The sequence below is a fragment of the Chthonobacter albigriseus genome (assembly GCF_013839445.1).
Classification (GTDB): Bacteria; Pseudomonadota; Alphaproteobacteria; order Rhizobiales; family Pleomorphomonadaceae; genus Chthonobacter; species Chthonobacter albigriseus.
The window spans coordinates 60745-76523 of the sequence record NZ_JACDIT010000004.1 but is presented as its reverse complement, the minus strand read 5'-3'; the positions used below and the strand labels follow the sequence as shown (position 1 = coordinate 76523).

Annotated in this window: 21 protein-coding genes; 11 read left to right on the top strand and 10 right to left on the bottom strand. The window is 67.4% G+C overall.

Annotated features, from left to right (window positions below; all coding sequences use genetic code 11):
* Positions 1 to 134: 134 nt before the first annotated feature.
* From HZ321_RS12630 to HZ321_RS12615, 4 genes are all read right to left on the bottom strand, one after another.
* Positions 135 to 536, bottom strand: coding sequence for a VOC family protein (locus tag HZ321_RS12630; RefSeq protein ID WP_181702721.1), 402 nt, complete (start codon positions 534 to 536; stop codon positions 135 to 137).
* A 124-nt stretch (positions 537 to 660) separates the two neighbouring features.
* On the bottom strand, positions 661 to 1332 hold the full coding sequence (locus tag HZ321_RS12625; protein WP_181702720.1) for an RES family NAD+ phosphorylase: 672 nt from the start codon (positions 1330 to 1332) through the stop codon (positions 661 to 663).
* Positions 1329 to 1853, bottom strand: coding sequence for an antitoxin Xre/MbcA/ParS toxin-binding domain-containing protein (locus tag HZ321_RS12620; protein ID WP_425305397.1), 525 nt, complete (start codon positions 1851 to 1853; stop codon positions 1329 to 1331). Before HZ321_RS12620 ends, HZ321_RS12625 begins: the two co-directional genes overlap by 4 nt.
* Before the next feature lie 91 nt (positions 1854 to 1944).
* Positions 1945 to 3477 (bottom strand): O-antigen ligase family protein, encoded by a 1533-nt coding sequence (locus HZ321_RS12615; RefSeq protein ID WP_181702718.1) that lies wholly within the window; start codon positions 3475 to 3477, stop codon positions 1945 to 1947.
* Between the two features lie 455 nt (positions 3478 to 3932).
* Between HZ321_RS12615 and HZ321_RS12610 the strand changes: the two genes are divergently transcribed.
* On the top strand, positions 3933 to 4820 hold the full coding sequence (locus HZ321_RS12610) for a nickel/cobalt efflux transporter (protein ID WP_181702717.1): 888 nt from the start codon (positions 3933 to 3935) through the stop codon (positions 4818 to 4820).
* Positions 4817 to 5254 (top strand): YqaA family protein, encoded by a 438-nt coding sequence (locus tag HZ321_RS12605; protein WP_425305396.1) that lies wholly within the window; start codon positions 4817 to 4819, stop codon positions 5252 to 5254. Before HZ321_RS12610 ends, HZ321_RS12605 begins: the two co-directional genes overlap by 4 nt.
* A 5-nt stretch (positions 5255 to 5259) precedes the next feature.
* On the opposite strand, the gene HZ321_RS12600 is transcribed toward HZ321_RS12605, so the two are convergent.
* Both HZ321_RS12600 and HZ321_RS12595 read right to left on the bottom strand, forming a co-directional pair.
* Positions 5260 to 5871 carry an exopolysaccharide biosynthesis protein gene (locus HZ321_RS12600; RefSeq protein ID WP_181702716.1) on the bottom strand — a complete coding sequence of 204 codons (612 nt, stop codon included), beginning with the start codon at positions 5869 to 5871 and terminating at the stop codon, positions 5260 to 5262.
* A 7-nt stretch (positions 5872 to 5878) separates the two neighbouring features.
* Positions 5879 to 6187, bottom strand: a complete 309-nt coding sequence (locus HZ321_RS12595) for a hypothetical protein (RefSeq protein WP_181702715.1) — start codon at positions 6185 to 6187, stop codon at positions 5879 to 5881.
* A gap of 275 nt (positions 6188 to 6462) precedes the next feature.
* Between HZ321_RS12595 and HZ321_RS12590 the strand changes: the two genes are divergently transcribed.
* The gene (locus HZ321_RS12590; RefSeq protein ID WP_181702714.1) at positions 6463 to 7002 is read left to right on the top strand and encodes a hypothetical protein; all 540 of its coding nucleotides are present in this window, start codon (positions 6463 to 6465) and stop codon (positions 7000 to 7002) included.
* Between the two features lie 150 nt (positions 7003 to 7152).
* Here HZ321_RS12590 and HZ321_RS12585 read toward each other — a convergent pair whose 3' ends face one another.
* A complete protein-coding gene (locus HZ321_RS12585) occupies positions 7153 to 7362 on the bottom strand; it encodes a hypothetical protein (protein ID WP_181702713.1) in 210 nt (69 codons plus the stop codon).
* Positions 7363 to 7588: 226 nt separating this feature from the next.
* Between HZ321_RS12585 and HZ321_RS12580 the strand changes: the two genes are divergently transcribed.
* The 3 genes from HZ321_RS12580 (at position 7589) to HZ321_RS12570 (ending at position 9065) form a co-directional block, all read left to right on the top strand.
* Positions 7589 to 7798, top strand: a complete 210-nt coding sequence (locus tag HZ321_RS12580; protein ID WP_181702712.1) for a hypothetical protein — start codon at positions 7589 to 7591, stop codon at positions 7796 to 7798.
* 116 nt (positions 7799 to 7914) lie between these two features.
* Positions 7915 to 8514 (top strand): transglutaminase-like cysteine peptidase, encoded by a 600-nt coding sequence (locus tag HZ321_RS12575; protein ID WP_181702711.1) that lies wholly within the window; start codon positions 7915 to 7917, stop codon positions 8512 to 8514.
* Between the two features lie 380 nt (positions 8515 to 8894).
* Positions 8895 to 9065, top strand: a complete 171-nt coding sequence (locus HZ321_RS12570; protein ID WP_181702710.1) for a hypothetical protein — start codon at positions 8895 to 8897, stop codon at positions 9063 to 9065.
* Between the two features lie 70 nt (positions 9066 to 9135).
* On the opposite strand, the gene HZ321_RS12565 is transcribed toward HZ321_RS12570, so the two are convergent.
* Both HZ321_RS12565 and HZ321_RS12560 read right to left on the bottom strand, forming a co-directional pair.
* Positions 9136 to 9336: a hypothetical protein gene (locus tag HZ321_RS12565; protein ID WP_181702709.1), complete on the bottom strand. Its 201-nt coding sequence runs from the start codon at positions 9334 to 9336 to the stop codon at positions 9136 to 9138.
* 153 nt (positions 9337 to 9489) lie between these two features.
* Complete coding sequence (locus HZ321_RS12560) at positions 9490 to 9786, bottom strand: hypothetical protein (RefSeq protein WP_181702708.1); 297 nt, start codon at positions 9784 to 9786, stop codon at positions 9490 to 9492.
* A gap of 288 nt (positions 9787 to 10074) precedes the next feature.
* Between HZ321_RS12560 and HZ321_RS12555 the strand changes: the two genes are divergently transcribed.
* The 5 genes from HZ321_RS12555 (at position 10075) to HZ321_RS12535 (ending at position 15256) form a co-directional block, all read left to right on the top strand.
* On the top strand, positions 10075 to 10257 hold the full coding sequence (locus HZ321_RS12555; RefSeq protein ID WP_181702707.1) for a hypothetical protein: 183 nt from the start codon (positions 10075 to 10077) through the stop codon (positions 10255 to 10257).
* Positions 10258 to 10420: 163 nt separating this feature from the next.
* Positions 10421 to 11701: a nucleotide disphospho-sugar-binding domain-containing protein gene (locus tag HZ321_RS12550; RefSeq protein WP_181702706.1), complete on the top strand. Its 1281-nt coding sequence runs from the start codon at positions 10421 to 10423 to the stop codon at positions 11699 to 11701.
* Positions 11698 to 12852, top strand: coding sequence for a lycopene beta-cyclase CrtY (crtY, locus tag HZ321_RS12545; RefSeq protein WP_181702705.1), 1155 nt, complete (start codon positions 11698 to 11700; stop codon positions 12850 to 12852). The genes HZ321_RS12550 and crtY overlap by 4 nt, the downstream gene beginning before the upstream one ends.
* Positions 12852 to 14336: a phytoene desaturase gene (locus HZ321_RS12540; protein ID WP_181702704.1), complete on the top strand. Its 1485-nt coding sequence runs from the start codon at positions 12852 to 12854 to the stop codon at positions 14334 to 14336. Before crtY ends, HZ321_RS12540 begins: the two co-directional genes overlap by 1 nt.
* Complete coding sequence (locus HZ321_RS12535) at positions 14333 to 15256, top strand: phytoene/squalene synthase family protein (RefSeq protein WP_181702703.1); 924 nt, start codon at positions 14333 to 14335, stop codon at positions 15254 to 15256. Before HZ321_RS12540 ends, HZ321_RS12535 begins: the two co-directional genes overlap by 4 nt.
* On the opposite strand, the gene HZ321_RS12530 is transcribed toward HZ321_RS12535, so the two are convergent.
* Complete coding sequence (locus tag HZ321_RS12530; RefSeq protein ID WP_181702702.1) at positions 15198 to 15755, bottom strand: sterol desaturase family protein; 558 nt, start codon at positions 15753 to 15755, stop codon at positions 15198 to 15200. The genes HZ321_RS12535 and HZ321_RS12530 overlap by 59 nt on opposite strands.
* Positions 15756 to 15779: the final 24 nt, after the last annotated feature.

The window sequence follows — 15779 nt, the reverse complement described above, 5'->3', positions numbered from 1 at the left end:
CAAGATATTGTTCTGTCGACGCTTTTACGTCTGGTTTGCTCCACCCTCTCGGGGTCGCCACGCCGAAAAAACAACTTCGATCTTTCTCGGTGTTTTGCCCTTGTTCCCAACCTGCCGTTTGGCGTTGGGATCTTCTATCCGGCTTCGGCATTGAGTTCGACGACGTGCCCGTCCGGATCGAGAACATAGACCTGCGGGAAGCCGGCAGGTCCATGCCGTTTCACCAAAAGCCGTTTGCCCGTACCTCCATCTTCCGTGAAGCCGTGCCGGTTTAATCGCTCAAGGGCGTCGTCGAAGTTCTCGACACGGAGAGCGAAGTGACAATCGTTGTTGTCAATGTTGTCGTTGCCGCGGAACGTCGCGTCGGAATGAACGACCAGATGGACTTGAGTTGACCCCAAATCGAGCCAAGCGCCGCCGACTGGAAAGTTCGGCCGGGGCGCAGCTTCCAGGCCCAGAACACCGCAATAGAATGCCAGTGACTTCTCCAGGTCCCGGGTAGCAATTGCAACATGATGGACGGCTTGAACCCGCATTCGCTATCCCCCCTCCCGGAGATCGGATGAACGAAAGGTAACACGGTCTGTGCTGCGTCACAGCCTCTTGCCACTACGCCAGCCCCGCGTTCTCCCGCCCATCCGAAGCCGTTCCCGTTGCCGGTCAAACGGCCAGGCGGCGAGCTTCGATGCGGGGTGTGGCGGCTTCAACCGTCAGTTCGAAATGATCGGCCTGGGTGACGTCGAGCACGTTCGGCGGGCGATGGGCGACCACGTTGGTGCCGCCGAGGTGGCGGACGCTGTCGAACAGGATCCCGGCGCCGCCGGCTGCGCGCACCGCCTCGCCGAGCCGTTGCCCGGCGGCGTAGCTGTCCGAAGCGTAGACGTCGGGCCTTGCCGCCTGCTCGCCGCGGATGTCGAGGTAGTCGCCGGCAAGACAGGCGGTGTAGGCGCGGTATTGGCGGGACAACGAAGGGGCGCCCGTCGCCGCCGCCTCGCGCCGCAGGTGGTGGCCGACCTCCACTATGGCGGTTTCGACCCTTGCGGCCGCATACCAGGCGCCGAGGTCCGGGCCGTTGAAGCGCATGCCGCCCGGCGCCACGTGGAGGAAGGCGGCCATCACCACGCTGGCGTTCGGGCGGCCGAACACCCACTCGGCCTTCGGCAGGCGCGCGACGCGTTCGGCCACCAGGCGGTCGTTGGTCCAGCCCGCGAGGTCCATGACGGCCTCCAGGTCGGCCGCGGTCGCCACCGTGTCGAACAGGCCGATCGGCGGAAATCGGGACGGGATCAGTCGGTAAGTCGGCACCGGCGCCGGGGCGTGGCGGTCGCTCATGTGAAGACGATGTCGGCGTCCGTGTAGGGGCGGAAAATCCGGTCGATGTCGCCCGGCGGCATGTAGAGCCCGCCGCGGGCCGCGTCGAGGAACCGGCGCACGCTCATCAGGCCGTCCTGGGTCCCGCTGGTGACCAGCGCCATGGGCGGGCGGGCGCCGAACAGCGGCGCGGCGTGCGGCGTCCGCAGCCACGCGACGCCCTCCCGCTCGGTGCCATGCAGAATGCCGAGCGCCTGGTGGATGCCGAGCACGATGGAGATGCGGGTCAGCATGTCGACGTCCAGGGTGATGTCCCGGTGCTCCCGCACCGCCTTGACCCAGTTGTAATAGGTGGACCGCGACGGCAATCCGAGCACCAGCAGACGCTCCTCGTCGGCAAGTCCCCAGAGGTCGGCGATGGCCAGGAAGGTCCGCAAGCCCGGCCCGCTCAGCCGTCGCCGATTGGCGGGCGAGAACCGTTCCGCACCTCCCAGAGTGGGCGCGACGGGCCTTTCGGCAGGGGTGGTCCGGGCAGCAGGCATGATCATCTCCATCCGGATATGGATATAGTCCAGAATTGGACTTGATGCAACCCGAAGGGGTCTTTGCCGCGGCCGTGGTACCGCGAGGCTGTCAGCCGGCAGTGTCGCGGTCGGGAGCCAGTCCCGGCCCTTTTTCCTCAGTGCCGAAGTGGCGGCTCACGATTCCGAACGGCCGCATGCCGATCGACAGCCTAGACAGGCGGCGGCGCCGGCCGCGCCGCCGGGCGGGCCGGGGCTTGGCCGTGTTGACGAGCATCGCCCCGGTGATCGCGGCGACGGCGAAGAGGTGACACCAGATATAGCCGCGCAGGATGTTCTGGTTCAGCTGCAGGATCAGCATCAGCGCGGCGAAGCCGGCCAGCATGGAGCCATGGAAGACCCTGCGCGCCGCGGGCGCGGCGGCGAGACTGCGGCGTGCGCCGCGGAACAGGGTGGCGACGAACGCGGCCAGGAAGCAGAAGCCGACCACGCCCATGCCGGCCAGCGTTTCGTATGTGATGTTCATCCCGGTCAGGCCGCTCGGATCCAACAGCGAGACTGCGTCCCCGTAGAGGATCTCAAAGGCCGAGATGCCGACGTTGCCGAGGCCGACGCCGATCAGGGGGTGGTCGAGGAACACCTCGAACGTGGCCTCGATCTGCGACTGGCGCATCGACACCGAATGGTCCGCCGTTCCCGCCAGCCCTGTCCCGGACAGGAACATCTCCTTGATTCCGTCCGGTACGCCGACGGCGAGGAGCCCGATTGTTCCGATCGTCAGCGCCGAGAGCACCGCGCTCGCCGTCATGAGCTTGCGGATCGCGGGCACCCGCGGGCTGATGAAATCGCGCGCCCCGATCCAGGCGAGGTAGGCGGCCACCATTAGGATGCCCATGCGCGATGACGACAACAGGATGAGGAAGCCCGTGGCGATGCTTGTCAGCCTGGGAAGCGGCTTCATGGGGGCGGGCACGCAGCGCCACAGGTGGGTGGCGACCACGAAACCGGTGATCAGGTAGGTCGCGAGATAACTTGGTTCGTAAGTGAAGGCGTTCAGGCGGGGCAGTCGGCCTTCGATCCACCACTGCTTGACGAAGAAGTTGATGCCGCCGATGCCGAGGACGAACTGGACCACGCCGATCGCGCACGTCACCAGGAACGATGCGAGATAAAGGTTCATCAGCCGGGCGGGTTTCAGGATGTAGGCGCCGACGAGATACCCGGAGAGGGCGAAGGTTCCGTTCAGGAGAAGCCACAGGGAGTAGCCGGTCGCCTTGCTCTCCGGCCTTGCGGCGATCTGGCCGGCGGCCAGATCCACGCCCGCCGCCATCGCCAGGCAGGCGGATCCGGCCCCGAACAACTTCAGAACCCGGCCGTCCAGCCGGTCGTTCTGGAGCAGCGTCAAGGCCGCTGCGCCGATCACCGCGATCTGCAGCAGGTTGAAGAGCCGTAGGTTCGCTCCGCCGAGCCGGATGTTTCCGGTCACGTCGAAACTGGCGGTGGCGAAGGCTGCGAAGATCAGGCAGGCGGTGGCAGTCTGGGCGGCGCGAATCCCGGGGGATCTCGGCAGAGCCTTAGCTCGCCGCGGAACCAGGGGGATGGCTTCGCTCCTGTCGCCACCGACAGGGCCGAATGGGTGGTTCACGGGCGTCCGGCTTGCAGCGCAGATAAATTAAAAGTTGCTAGCCAGAAATCTACCCGTAAAAAGGGAAACTACAACTCTTCGTATCGGGTCTGCCGATCGGCGCCCGTTGGCCCACGACCTGCCGTCGAGGGGATCACGTCGCTCGGAAGTGGGCGCGGGAGGCCCCGTCAAGGCCCTGCTTCCCGTTGTCCGAAATCACCAGGTGCCGAAGTGCACCACGAGGGCCATGAGGGAGAAGAAGATCATCGTCTCAAATCGGATGGGGGGCATTTCGGGTATCCGGGTCTGGTGTTTCGAAACGAAAAAGACCCTAGTTGTCCTTAACAACATCTTTATGAAGGGGCCGGCGTGCCCGGTGGCTTGGCGATTTCCGCCCATCCTTGGTCCTTGACGCGCCCGCCCTGTCCGTGGCTCGACTTGGGGGTGGCCCTTTCCTGCACAGCGCCGAGTCCCTGATGCCGTCCTTCGCCGATCTGCTTCAGCAGGGCGCCGTCCACGCCTGGCTCTTCATGCCGAGCGCGGTGCTGCTCGGCGTGCTGCACGGGCTTGAGCCCGGCCATTCCAAGACGCTGATGGCCGCCTTCATCGTCGCGATCCGCGGCACGGTGGGGCAGGCGGTCCTGCTCGGGCTGGCCGCCACCGTGTCGCACACCCTGGTGGTGTGGGGTATCGCGCTCGGCGGGCTCACCCTCTGGCGCGGCCTCGATGCGGACGCCGCCGAACCTTACTTCCAGGTGGCCTCGGCCGTCGTCATCATCGGCGTGGGGCTCTGGATGCTCCGGCAGATCCGCCGCGACAATCGCCGCCGCGCGCCCGACCATCACCATCGCGATCATCATCACCACGATCATCATCACCACCCGCGCGGGCACGATCATCATCACCACCCGCACGGGCACGATCATCCCCACACGCACGAGCACGGGCACGACCATCCGCCCGTCGACCTTGGGGGCGACGACGCCGACGCCCACGGACGCGCCCATGCGGAGGATATCCGCCGGCGGTTCGCAGGGCGGACGGTGACCAACGGCCAGATCCTCATGTTCGGGCTGACGGGCGGGCTCATCCCGTGTCCGGCGGCGATCACCGTGCTGCTGCTCTGCCTGCAGGTGCGGGAGCTGGCGCTCGGCGCGGTGCTGGTGCTCTGCTTCTCGATCGGCCTCGCCATCACGCTGGTGACGGTCGGCGCAGTGGCCGCTCTCGGCGTGCGCCATATCGGCGGTCGCGTCGCGTGGTTCGGCGCGCTGGCGCGGCGGGCGCCCTACGTCTCCGGTCTGCTCATCATCGCGGTCGGGATCTACATCGGCCTGCACGGGCTCGGCGGGCTCGCGGCTGCATGATGGCGGAGCTCGGCGGCCTTTTCCTGGCGGCGCTGCTGGCGGCCACGCTGCTGCCGGCGCAGTCGGAGGCCGTGCTGGTGGGCCTGCTCGTCAAGGGCGACACCGCGCCGTGGCTGCTCGTCCTGGTCGCCAGCGTGGGCAATGTGCTCGGCGCGGTGATCAACTGGCTGATCGGCCGGTCGGCGGAGCGCCTGATGCACAGGCGCTGGTTTCCGGTGAAGCCCGAGGCACTCGCGCGGGCGGAGGGCTGGTACCGACGCTACGGCCGTTGGAGCCTGCTGCTCAGCTGGCTTCCCGTCGTCGGCGATCCGCTCACGGTCGTGGCGGGCGCGCTGCGCGAACCCCTCGTCACGTTCCTGCCGCTGGTTGCGATCGGCAAGGTGGGGCGCTACCTCGTGCTCGCCGGGGCGACGCTCGGCTGGCTGTCCGCCTGAGCGCGTCAGCCGGCCGCCCGCTGCAGCAGGGCGCCCGCCGCGTCCAGTCCGGCGCCGGCCAGCCAGACGGCCGCCACAACAGCCGCGGCCATCGCCGCATAGGCGACCAGCAGCGCGGCTCCATCGCGGGTGACGAGCCCGATGCCCATCAGCAGAACCGCCGCGGCGGCCGGTGCGTTGCCGAACGGGATCGGCAGCATGATGACCACCGCCATCGCCAGCGCCGCCAGCCCGACGACGCGCCGGCCGGCGCCGCCGGTCAGCCACGGCAGCCGTCGGTCGAGCACGCCTTCCAGGCCGGCCAGCCGGCGGGCCGTCCAGCGGGCGCCGTGGCGCAGGAAGGCGCCGGGCAGCCGGCGTTCGCGCAGCGGTGGGGGCAGGGCGATCCGATTGCGTCCCAGCACCATCTGCGCCGCGACCACTGCCAGCGCCGCGCCGAACACGAACCCGACGGGCAATCCCGGGCTCGGCAGCAGCGCCGGAACGGCGAGCACCATCAGGAGGATGCCGGGGCCGGATGCGCCCAGCCGGTCGATCACATCGCCGACGGACGGGCGTTCCCCGGCGGCTCCGCGGGCGAGGCGGACCAGGACGCGGCTCGGCAGATCGCGGCGCATGGCCGGGTCACACCTCGGTTTCGAGCAGGAGCGGCAGCACGCCGTCGATCGCGGTGGCGCAGCCGGGGGCGACGTCGCCGATCGCGGCCGTCGCGTCGGTCATGCCGACGGCGACGGAGATCGCGGTCGTCACGCCCCACCACGGGTCGTTCCAGGCGCGTTCGGCCAGCTGCGGTCCGGCGGCGGAAACGCAGTCGCGCACCTGGGACACCACGGCGGCCGGCACGTTTGCGGCTTCCATCGCCGACTGGATCTGCGCCTGCGCCGGGTCGACGACGAGAAAGACGAACAGCGAAATCAGGAAATCCATGATCATCGGCGGGCTCCATTCCAAGACGTGAAGGGAGGTCCGACATCGCGGGACGCGCGTTTCAGCGTCCGCCAGAGGGGCCCGGACCACGGGTCGTCCCAGAGATCGGCACGGCCCGGCCTGTGTTCAAGACGCAACACACGCAAACGTGTCGCTTTCCCTGCCCACGAAGACGCCGATCCGGGACGGCAAGCGGGAACCGGACCCGCGCCATTGAGTTCGACTTTTAGTTTGAGGCCTCACGAACTATTAACCGTCATGACTTGCGGAAAGGATGTTGCATGTATCCGCGCGCACTCATCGCCCTGGCGCTTCTCACCTCCAGCGCCCACGCCGCCGATCTCCCGGCAAGTTCCTATGCCGACCCGGACCAGATGACCACCGGCTCGATCTCCCGCAGCGACGCTCCGCGGGTCGCCGTCGCCGGGGATCCCGACGACATCGTCACGGGATCCATCGAGCCGCGCCCGCAAGGGCTCACCGCCGATCCGGTGCGTGACGGCTGCGAGACCAACGCCTTCATCCGGCTGCTGTTCGGCACCGGCAGCACGGCGTGCCTTTCACCCGGTGGTAGCGGCTGGGATCCGGCCCGCGACAACAACGACGACACCGAAGTCGCCGATTCCGGCGGCAACGGTGCACCCGGCGGCGCCGGGCCTGGCCGGGATCCGGACGGCGGTGACAACGGCGGCGGAGACAACGGCGGCGGCGATCCGGACGGCGGTGACAACGGCGGCGGCGATGGCGGCCCTGACGGGGGCGGCGCCGGCGGGGATGGCGACGGCGGCGGACACGGTGGTCCGTGCGGCTGCAAGCCCTGATCCGGCCGGATCCGGCGGGGCCCGAAGAGGCGGGCCTCGCCACAGATTCAGCGATGGCGGGCCGCTTCCGTCGCCGCAGCGCTTCTGGGAGGGTCGCGAGACGCTTCCGTCGCACTGCCGCGACGGAAGCGGTCGGTCATGTTGTTGCGTTCAGTCGAGATAGACGACGTTGGAGGCGGGCTGCACGCTAGCCGCTTCATCACAAAGGGTTCGAAGCTGCGCGTAGGCCTCCTGCATGCGCCGTATGTAGGCTTCGAGCAGGTCCAATGTCTCCGCACTCATCGGTTTGTTGGCGTGTTCAGAGAGCACGTCGATGGCCCGAATCAAAGCCAGATTCGCATCGTACTTGGTAAAGATCATCGCTTGGCTCCCCCCAATCGATGTAGGCCCTATTGTCGCACCAATGGTGCTCCACGTAAATAAAACCATCGTTACATAAATCAATATACGCATAACTATTGATAATAATATCCCTCATTATATCGCAGGCGGTCTGCCTGCTAACCTCGCTTGCAACCGCCTGTTAGCCGGGCGGGAACTGTACATCCGCAGGCCGCGTTGTTTCCCAGGGTGAAAGGTTGGACGGATGACCTCCAGACCGAACGGCGCGCGTCACCTGCTCCAGCGGGAGATCGGCCCGGCACTCGGCAAGACCGTTCTTGTCGGCGTCGCACTGGTCGGCGCGGCCGGCCTTGCCGCCGTGATCGGCATCAACATCGTCCGTCAACGCCTGGTCTCCGGCTGCCGCCTCGGATTTCGGCGTCCGAAGCCGGCGCCGCCGCGCAACGGCCACTGATCGGCCCCGCTCTAGCCAAACATGTAAATCAATGGTTAACTCCCGGCCGTGAGTGTACCGGTGAGGCCCCGCGCGCGCTCGCATGATGCGGCGTGTTGCGTAAACAGGAGTCCGGGATGCAGAAGTCTGCTCTCGCGATTATTTGCCTCGCCGTTGCGGCTTCGCTGGCGTCCCCCTCATCCGCCCTTGCAGATTCTGTTTCTTCCCCGAACAAGGTCGCGGCGCTGAAGGTGGCACTGCAGACCCTCCGCAAGCCCACACTCGCGCCGATGGGATTCGCGGTCTTCTGCGCCGAGCACCCCGCCCAGTGTGCCGCCAGCGAAAGCCCCTCCCTCGTCGCGCTCGACACCGACGCCTTCGCCCTCATCAGCCGCGTCAACCGCAGCGTCAACGCCGCCATCCGCCTGAGGCCCGACACCGGAAAGGGCCCGCTGAAGGACGTCTGGTCGCTGGAGCCGCGGACGGGGGACTGCGAGGACTTCGTTCTCACCAAGCGCAGCCGCCTCATCGCCGCCGGTTTCCCGGCTTCGGCGCTGCTCGTCGCGGTGGCCCAGACCCGCGCCGGCGAAGGCCACGCCGTTCTCGTCGTGCGCACCGACAGCGGCGACCTCGTGCTCGACAACCGCAGCCCGCTGGTCGGCACCTGGTTCAACACCGATCTCACCCTGGTGAAGATCCAGTCGCCCGACAATCCGCTGCGCTGGCTCGCCCTCTGATCGCTGCCTCCAACGAGGAAGGCCGGCGCTCCGGTGAGGAGCGCCGGCCAGTCGTCAGCGAAATGGAGGTCTGCCGATCAAATCGACTGTCTGAAATCCAATCCGGCCAGAGCCCGCCGCCCGGCACTGCCGGCCTCCGAGGCCTGATCCGGTCCGTTGATCCGAGACACCTCCGGCTGCCAGGTGGGTTCGTCTGGCGGGAAGGGGTCCTGGCGCTCCGGGAGATCAGTCGATCCAAAGCGTACGTCATCAAGACGTGGTCGAGTTCATCACGGATCGGGCGGCTGGTGAAATCACATCATGTTTCGGATTGATACAGTTCCGTGAGCCGTGCGAGCATCCGGTGCGGGGGAGGGCGAGGAGACCGGAGGCCCCGACCGATGGCCGAAGACGAACACCCATCCGCCGATCCGCGGGCACGCGCTGCGGTCCCAAGGCCGGATCCGAAAGAGCCGCCCGATCCGCCGCGTACCACGCCGGTCCGCCTCATCACCACCGTCGCCATCGGTGCGCTGGCCATCGCAGCGATGATCTGGCGCGTGACCAGCTGATCGAATCGGCCGGCCGGCCGGACCTCTTCCGCACGCCGGCAGCCAGCCATCCGCTACTCGGAGCGCTGTGTCAGATCGGCGTGGCGGTCGCCATGGTGTAGAGCACGATCCCGCTGACGACGGCCACCACGAGGCCTACGGCCATGGCGAACTCGCTCACCTTCAGTCGTCCCTGATAGTCCAGGTCGGCCGGGGTCAGCCAGTACACGATGAAGCCGATGGCCGCGACGACAAGACCGATGCCGATCGCCCAGAGCAGGTATTCTGCCATAATTCCTTGTCCGTCTTCTCGGCAGGTCCAATGGAGCGGTTTGCTAGCCGGCTTCCGGCAACGCGGCAAGCCCGTCGTTGCGAAAACTGCCTCTTCCGACGCAAAGATGGGCGGGAGCGTGCCCCCGGCAAAGTCTCCGGCGAACCAATTTCGTCACCGTCCCGCCTTTTCGGCGCCGATCGCACCCGCCACGTCGGTGAAGCTCGGAAGTTCGCCGCCCTCCAGGGCGCGGTTCACCTGGCGCAGGTAGCGAACCGGGAAACGGACCGCGTCGCGGTTGGAGCCGCTTACCTCGGCAGGCCGGCGCGCGTCGGCTTCGATGCTCCGCTCCGCCCGGTCCAGTGCCTCATCCACGTCCTCGCGCGACAGCACGTTCTTCTCCCGCAGAACCGCGAGCAAGGCGGTCAGGGCCGTGTAGAGGCCTTCCAGTTGCAGATTGGCGGTATTCATCGGCGTCACCTCCTTCCAACGGCACCACAACCTTTGCCGCCCGGCTTTTGATCCCGCCGCAGCTCTCTCCGGCCCGCCCCATGCCGATATGAAAAAATCTCGCGGCTCGCGGAACGAACCTTTCGGGGCGCCGTTATTGGGATAGCAGCGTCCGCAGTCATCGCCCCCCACCGCCGCGGGCGCTGGTTAGAGAAGCCGTCACCCTCGGGTGGCGGCTTCTTCAATTTCCGGGGTAGGGTTCTGCCACCCGGTCGAATGGTTCAGCACCGGGCCCGAGGGGGAAGGCAGATGTCCGATCCGCAGCAAGATCCGAACGGTCGCGGCCTTGCGGCCCTGGGCGTCGCGCTGGTCGTGTGCATCGTCGTCGTCCTCCTCTACATCTACCTTACCGAAGTCGGCCCCACCGACGTGCTCGCCCCGGCAGGACCGGGCGAGCCCTCCACGCCGGTCGCACCCGGCGGCTCGGGATAGAACGAGTTCGGGCATCACCCGCGCAGCGCCGGGCGCCCTGAGGCAGGGGCCGTTCCGATCACTTTCGCGCGTCGCCCGCATCTTCTTCCTCCCCGGCGGCAACTTTTCCGAAACCCCCGCGTTCCGCCCTTGCCGATGACAGCAGCAAGGAGGCGGTTCGACGGTGCACGCGGTCTTCATCGCTCCGCCGTTCGTGAGCCATCTGCGCGCACATGAAGCTGTCGCGGAGCGCCTGACCGCGGCCGGCCACCGGGCGACACTCGTCGGCATCCCCGACATGGGCGAGCTTGTCCGCTTGCCGTCGCTGCGATTCATTCCCGTCGGTTCCGACCACTACCCCCCGGGTGCGCAGGAAGCCGCAGTCCGTCGCGCGGCGTCGCCGGACACGCCGTGGGGCCTGCTCGGCGTCGTGCACGAGATGCGGCGGCAGACCGACATGCTGTGCGCGCGGCTGCCCGCGGTGATGCGCGGCCTCGGGCCCGACATCGTCGTCGCTGATCAGATGGAGGCAGCCGGTGCGCTCGTCGCCGACCATCTCGGCATCCCGTGGATCTCGCTCGCCTCCGCGCTGCCGGTGGAGCGCGATCCGGCGGTGCCGCTTCCCGTGCTGCCGTTCGACTACGATCCCAGCCCGCGCGGACTGGCCCGGAACCGCTTCGCCGCCCGTATTCACGACGCCCTCATGGGCGATCTCCACCGCGCCATCCGCCGCCAGTCGTCCCGTTTGGGCCTGCGCCCACGCTGCACGCTGGCCGATTGCGTGTCGCCGCTCGCCACCGTCAGCCAGACCGTCGCGGCTTTCGAGTTCCCGCGCGCCCGGCCTGAGCGGCGGTTGCGGCACGTCGGGCCACTGCGGCCTATGGACGACAGCGAGCCGCCGGTGCGCCTGCCGTGGGACGATGACAGTCCGGTGGTCTTCGTTTCCCTCGGCACGCTCCAGGGCCACCGCGCAGGCATCTTCCGCGCCGTCGCCGAGGCCTGCCGCAGGATCGGGGCCCGCTCGGTCGTCGCCCATTGTGGCGGGCTCGATGCTCTTGCGGCCGCCGACATCGGCGCGGACCTGATCACCGACTTCGTCCCGCAGAGGGCGATGCTTCGTCAGGCGTCTGCGGTCGTCACCCATGCTGGCACGAACACGGTCTTCGACGCGCTGGCCGCCGGCGTGCCGGTGCTGGCGATCCCGATCGCCTTCGACCAGCCGGGCGCCGCCGCCCGCATCGTCCACCATGGGGTCGGGCTCCGCCTGTCCAAGCGCCGGCTAAAGGTCGATGCCGTCGCCGATGCGCTCACCCGCCTCATCGACGAACCGACCTTCCGCGACCAAGCGCGGAGCTTTGCACCGGAGGTCGCCGCGGCCGGCGGTGCGGCCCGGGCGGCGGAGATCGTCCTCCACTTCGCCAATCCGCAGCACCGCTCCGTGCCGGAAGCGGAGGTCACGCTGTGACCGCGCCTGACATCATCCTCGTCGGGGGCGGTCTTGCCAACGGATTGCTCGCCCGCCGCCTGCGCATGCACCGGCCGGAGGTGACGCTGCTCGTCCTGGAAGCGAGCGACCGCATCGGCGGCGAACATACCTGGTCCTTCCATGACACCGACCTCCTGCCGAGGGAGAGAGAGTGGATCGAGCCGCTCGTGGTGCGCCACTGGAGAGGTCAGTCCGTGCGGTTTCCAAGCCAGTCACGGGTTCTCTCCGGCGGCTACGCCTCGATCACCTCCGATCGCTTCCGGCAGGTTATCGCAGCCGACATCGGCGGGGATAACATTCGGCTACGGACGCCGGTCCGGGCCTTGACGCCGACCACCGCGACGCTTGCCGACGGCACCATGCTGACCGCCAAGGCCGTGATCGACGGGCGGGGACCCGTCGCCACGCCGCACATGGCGTTCGGCCATCAGGTCTTCGTCGGGCATGTATTCCGGTTGTCGCATCCACACGGTCTCGACCGACCGGTCATCATGGACGCCACCGTCCCGCAGACCGACGGATATCGCTTCATCTATCTGTTGCCCTTCGCTCCCGAGGTCCTTCTCGTGGAGGACACCGGCTACGTAGCGTCCGAAGCGCGCGAAAAACACGACTACACCTACGACTACGTCGATCAGCAGGGTTGGGAGCCGATCGACACCCTCCGCAGCGAGGTCGGCGATCTCCCGATCACCCTTTCCGGCGACATCGACGCCTTCTGGAAAGAGGCCGCCGGCGTGCCGAAGCTCGGTGCCGCGGGCGGCTTCTTCCACCCGACGACCGGCTATTCCCTTCCCGATGCCGTCCGCACCGCCGACCTGATCGCCCACCTGCCGACCCTCGACGCTGCTGCCATCTTTGCGGCGCTGGAGGCCCACGCCAAGGCGCAGTGGCGTCGGCAGGGCTTCTACAGAGCCTTGAATCGTATGTTGTTTCTGGCCGCCAAGCCGGCCGGGCGGCGGCCGATCTTCGCTCGGTTCTACGCGCTCCCCGAACCCCTCATCGCCCGTTTCTACGCCGGCCGGTCCACCCTCGGTGACAAGATCCGCATCCTCGCCGGCCGGCCGCCCATTCCTGTCGGCCCGGCGCTTCGCGCCCTGGCCGCCACCGTCCACTCCCGGAGCCATTGATGACCTCAGAAAGAACCGCGGCTGTGATCGGCGCAGGCTTCGGTGGCCTCGCGCTGGCGATCCGGCTGCAGGCCGCAGGTATCCAGACCAGTCTCTTCGAGAAGAGGGACAAACCCGGCGGCCGCGCCTACGTCTACGAGGATCAAGGTTTCATCTTTGATGCCGGCCCGACCGTGATCACGGATCCGCCATGTCTTGAGGAAGTCTTCGCCTCGGCTGGACGTCGGATGAGCGATTACGTTGAACTTCTACCGGTATCGCCGTTCTACAGACTCCTGTTTGACGACGGCTATGCCTTCGACTATGATAACGACCAGGATCTGCTGGACCGGCAGATCGCGATGAAGTCGCCGGACGACATCGAGGGTTACCGTCGCTTCCTGGACTATTCCCGCGCCGTCTACGCCAAGGGATACAAGGAACTCGGGGCTGTCCCGTTTCTCTCGTTCAAGGACATGATCCGTGTCGCGCCGGATCTCGCCAAGCTTCAGGCATGGCGAAGCGTCTACAGCATGGTCTCGAAATTTATCAAGGACGAACAGCTCCGGCAGGTCTTCTCGTTCCATTCGCTTCTGGTCGGCGGCAATCCTTTCTCGACGTCCTCGATCTACACGCTGATCCACGCCCTCGAGCGGCAAGGCGGCGTCTGGTTCCCTCGCGGCGGTACCGGTGCCCTGATCGCCGCCATGGTCCGTCTCTTTCAGGACATCGGCGGAAATCTGCGCCTTTCCACGCCAGTCGACCGAATTGAGACTGCCGGCGACCGGATTACCGCCGTCATCGCCGCCGGCGAGCGCCATCCGGTCGACCTCGTCGCCTCCAACGGCGACATCGTCCACACCTACCGCGATCTCCTGAGCAATCACCCGCATGGGGCGTCAAAAGCCAAGTCGCTGATGAACAAGCGCTTTTCCATGTCGCTGTTCGTCATCTACTTCGGCCTCCGCCGCAACCACCCGATCGCACACCACACTGTTCTGTTCGGTCCCCGCTACCGGCCGCTCATCACCGAGATCTTCGGCAGCGACCGGCTTGCCGAGGATTTCTCGCTCTACCTTCACGCTCCGAGCGTCACCGATCCCTCCCTCGCTCCGCCTGGCATGGGCAGCTACTACGTCCTGGCCCCCGTCCCGCACCTCGGCCACGCCCCGCTCGACTGGAGCGTGGAGGGGCCCCGCTACCGGGACCTGATCCTCGACCACCTGGAACAGCGCATTCTGCCGGGTCTCAGGGACGATCTGGTCACCGTCCGGCATTTCACGCCGGACGATTTCAAGAGCGAACTCAATGCCTTCGTCGGCTCGGCCTTCTCGCTCGAGCCGATCCTGACGCAGAGCGCCTGGTTCCGGCCGCACAACCGCGACGACCGGATCCATAACCTCTACATCGTCGGAGCCGGTACCCATCCGGGCGCTGGCGTGCCCGGCGTGGTCGGATCGGCCAAGGCAACTGCCGGCCTGATGATCGCGGACGCCCGGCGATGACCGACTCGATCCACCGCCACGCCGGCCTGACCATCGCCGCCGGGTCCTCCAGCTTCGCCGCCGCCGCCCGACTCCTCGATCCAGCGACCCGGCGCAACGCCGTCCTGCTCTACACCTGGTGCCGGCACTGCGATGACGTGATCGACGGTCAGTTCCTCGGCGGCCCCGGCAGAGCCTACGCCGGCTCGCCCGCCGACCGTCTGGCCCGCCTGGAGGAGCAGACGCGTCGAGCCTATGTCGGGCCGCCGCCGGATGATCCGGCGTTCCAGGCCTTCTCGGAGGTCAGCCGCGGGGTGGGGCTCCCGATGAGCTATCCCCTGGAGCACCTCGCCGGCTACCGGATGGACGTCGAAGGCCGGAGCTACGGAACCCTGGACGATCTCCTGCTCTACTGCTGGCGGGTCGCGGGCGTCGTCGGCGTCATGATGAGCATGACGATGGGGCGGCGCCAGTCGCAAACCCTTGACCGGGCTGCAGATCTCGGGATCGCTTTCCAGCTGACCAATATCGCTCGAGACGTGGTTGAGGACGCCCTGACGGGCCGGGTCTATCTTCCGCGGCTTTGGCTGGAGGACGCGGGGATCCCCGCTGACCGGCTGGCGGATCCAGCGTATCGCGAGCCGTTGGCCGGCGTCGTCGCCCGGCTGCTCGACGCTGCCGAGCCTTATTACGCCTCGGCACGGCTCGGGCTCTCGCACCTGCCGCTCCGTTCCGCCTGGGCGATCGGCACGGCCCTCGATGTCTACCGGGCAATCGGCGTCAAGGTTCGCCGCCGGGGCGCTGCAGCCTGGGACGAGCGTGTCCGCACATCGGGACCGGAGAAGATCGGCCATGCCGCGTCCGCGGGCGTCGGCGTTTTGGTCAGCCGTCACCGTGGATCGGCTCTCCGGGATCCGACGCTCTGGACCCGTCCGGTCTGACCGACCCCGATCCCGAGTCCCGTCCGAGACGGCGACCGTGGCGTCGCTTCAGCGCCGCCCTCAGTTCATCGACCGGCGGCGCGTAGAGGAAGCCGAAGGAGACGGCGCCGTCCTTTCCCTCGATCGCATGGTGGAGGCGGTGGGCCTGTACCAGGCGCTTGAGGTAGCCGCTCTTCGGGACGCGCCGGAACGGCCAGCGCTGGTGCACCAGGCCGTCGTGGACGACGAAGTAGAGCGCGCCGTAGATCGTCACGCCGACGGCCACGTAGAAGAGAGATGGCGAGTGCGCCGCCCCCACGGCGAACAGCAGGATCGCGACCCCGGCGAAGACCACGGCATAGAGATCGTTCTGCTCGAAGATCCCGTCGTGTTCTTCATGATGGGATTGGTGCCAGCCCCATCCCCAACCGTGCATGATCCAGCGATGGGAGGCATAGGCGACGCCTTCCATAACCACCACGGTGCCGACAACGATCAGGATGTTCAGAAGTACCTGCACACAGCCTCCAGGGGTTGGTTCGGC

What these genes read in the sequence shown, in the direction of transcription:
- HZ321_RS12630 (WP_181702721.1), bottom strand. Translation starts at nt 536, where the DNA reads ATGCGGGTTCAAGCCGTCCATCATGTTGCAATTGCTACCCGGGACCTG.
- HZ321_RS12625 (WP_181702720.1), bottom strand. Translation starts at nt 1,332, where the DNA reads ATGAGCGACCGCCACGCCCCGGCGCCGGTGCCGACTTACCGACTGATC.
- HZ321_RS12620 (WP_425305397.1), bottom strand. Translation starts at nt 1,853, where the DNA reads ATGCCTGCTGCCCGGACCACCCCTGCCGAAAGGCCCGTCGCGCCCACT.
- HZ321_RS12610 (WP_181702717.1), top strand. Translation starts at nt 3,933, where the DNA reads ATGCCGTCCTTCGCCGATCTGCTTCAGCAGGGCGCCGTCCACGCCTGG.
- HZ321_RS12605 (WP_425305396.1), top strand. Translation starts at nt 4,817, where the DNA reads ATGATGGCGGAGCTCGGCGGCCTTTTCCTGGCGGCGCTGCTGGCGGCC.
- HZ321_RS12600 (WP_181702716.1), bottom strand. Translation starts at nt 5,871, where the DNA reads ATGCGCCGCGATCTGCCGAGCCGCGTCCTGGTCCGCCTCGCCCGCGGA.
- HZ321_RS12595 (WP_181702715.1), bottom strand. Translation starts at nt 6,187, where the DNA reads ATGATCATGGATTTCCTGATTTCGCTGTTCGTCTTTCTCGTCGTCGAC.
- HZ321_RS12590 (WP_181702714.1), top strand. Translation starts at nt 6,463, where the DNA reads ATGTATCCGCGCGCACTCATCGCCCTGGCGCTTCTCACCTCCAGCGCC.
- HZ321_RS12585 (WP_181702713.1), bottom strand. Translation starts at nt 7,362, where the DNA reads ATGATCTTTACCAAGTACGATGCGAATCTGGCTTTGATTCGGGCCATC.
- HZ321_RS12580 (WP_181702712.1), top strand. Translation starts at nt 7,589, where the DNA reads ATGACCTCCAGACCGAACGGCGCGCGTCACCTGCTCCAGCGGGAGATC.
- HZ321_RS12575 (WP_181702711.1), top strand. Translation starts at nt 7,915, where the DNA reads ATGCAGAAGTCTGCTCTCGCGATTATTTGCCTCGCCGTTGCGGCTTCG.
- HZ321_RS12570 (WP_181702710.1), top strand. Translation starts at nt 8,895, where the DNA reads ATGGCCGAAGACGAACACCCATCCGCCGATCCGCGGGCACGCGCTGCG.
- HZ321_RS12565 (WP_181702709.1), bottom strand. Translation starts at nt 9,336, where the DNA reads ATGGCAGAATACCTGCTCTGGGCGATCGGCATCGGTCTTGTCGTCGCG.
- HZ321_RS12560 (WP_181702708.1), bottom strand. Translation starts at nt 9,786, where the DNA reads ATGAATACCGCCAATCTGCAACTGGAAGGCCTCTACACGGCCCTGACC.
- HZ321_RS12555 (WP_181702707.1), top strand. Translation starts at nt 10,075, where the DNA reads ATGTCCGATCCGCAGCAAGATCCGAACGGTCGCGGCCTTGCGGCCCTG.
- HZ321_RS12540 (WP_181702704.1), top strand. Translation starts at nt 12,852, where the DNA reads ATGACCTCAGAAAGAACCGCGGCTGTGATCGGCGCAGGCTTCGGTGGC.
- HZ321_RS12535 (WP_181702703.1), top strand. Translation starts at nt 14,333, where the DNA reads ATGACCGACTCGATCCACCGCCACGCCGGCCTGACCATCGCCGCCGGG.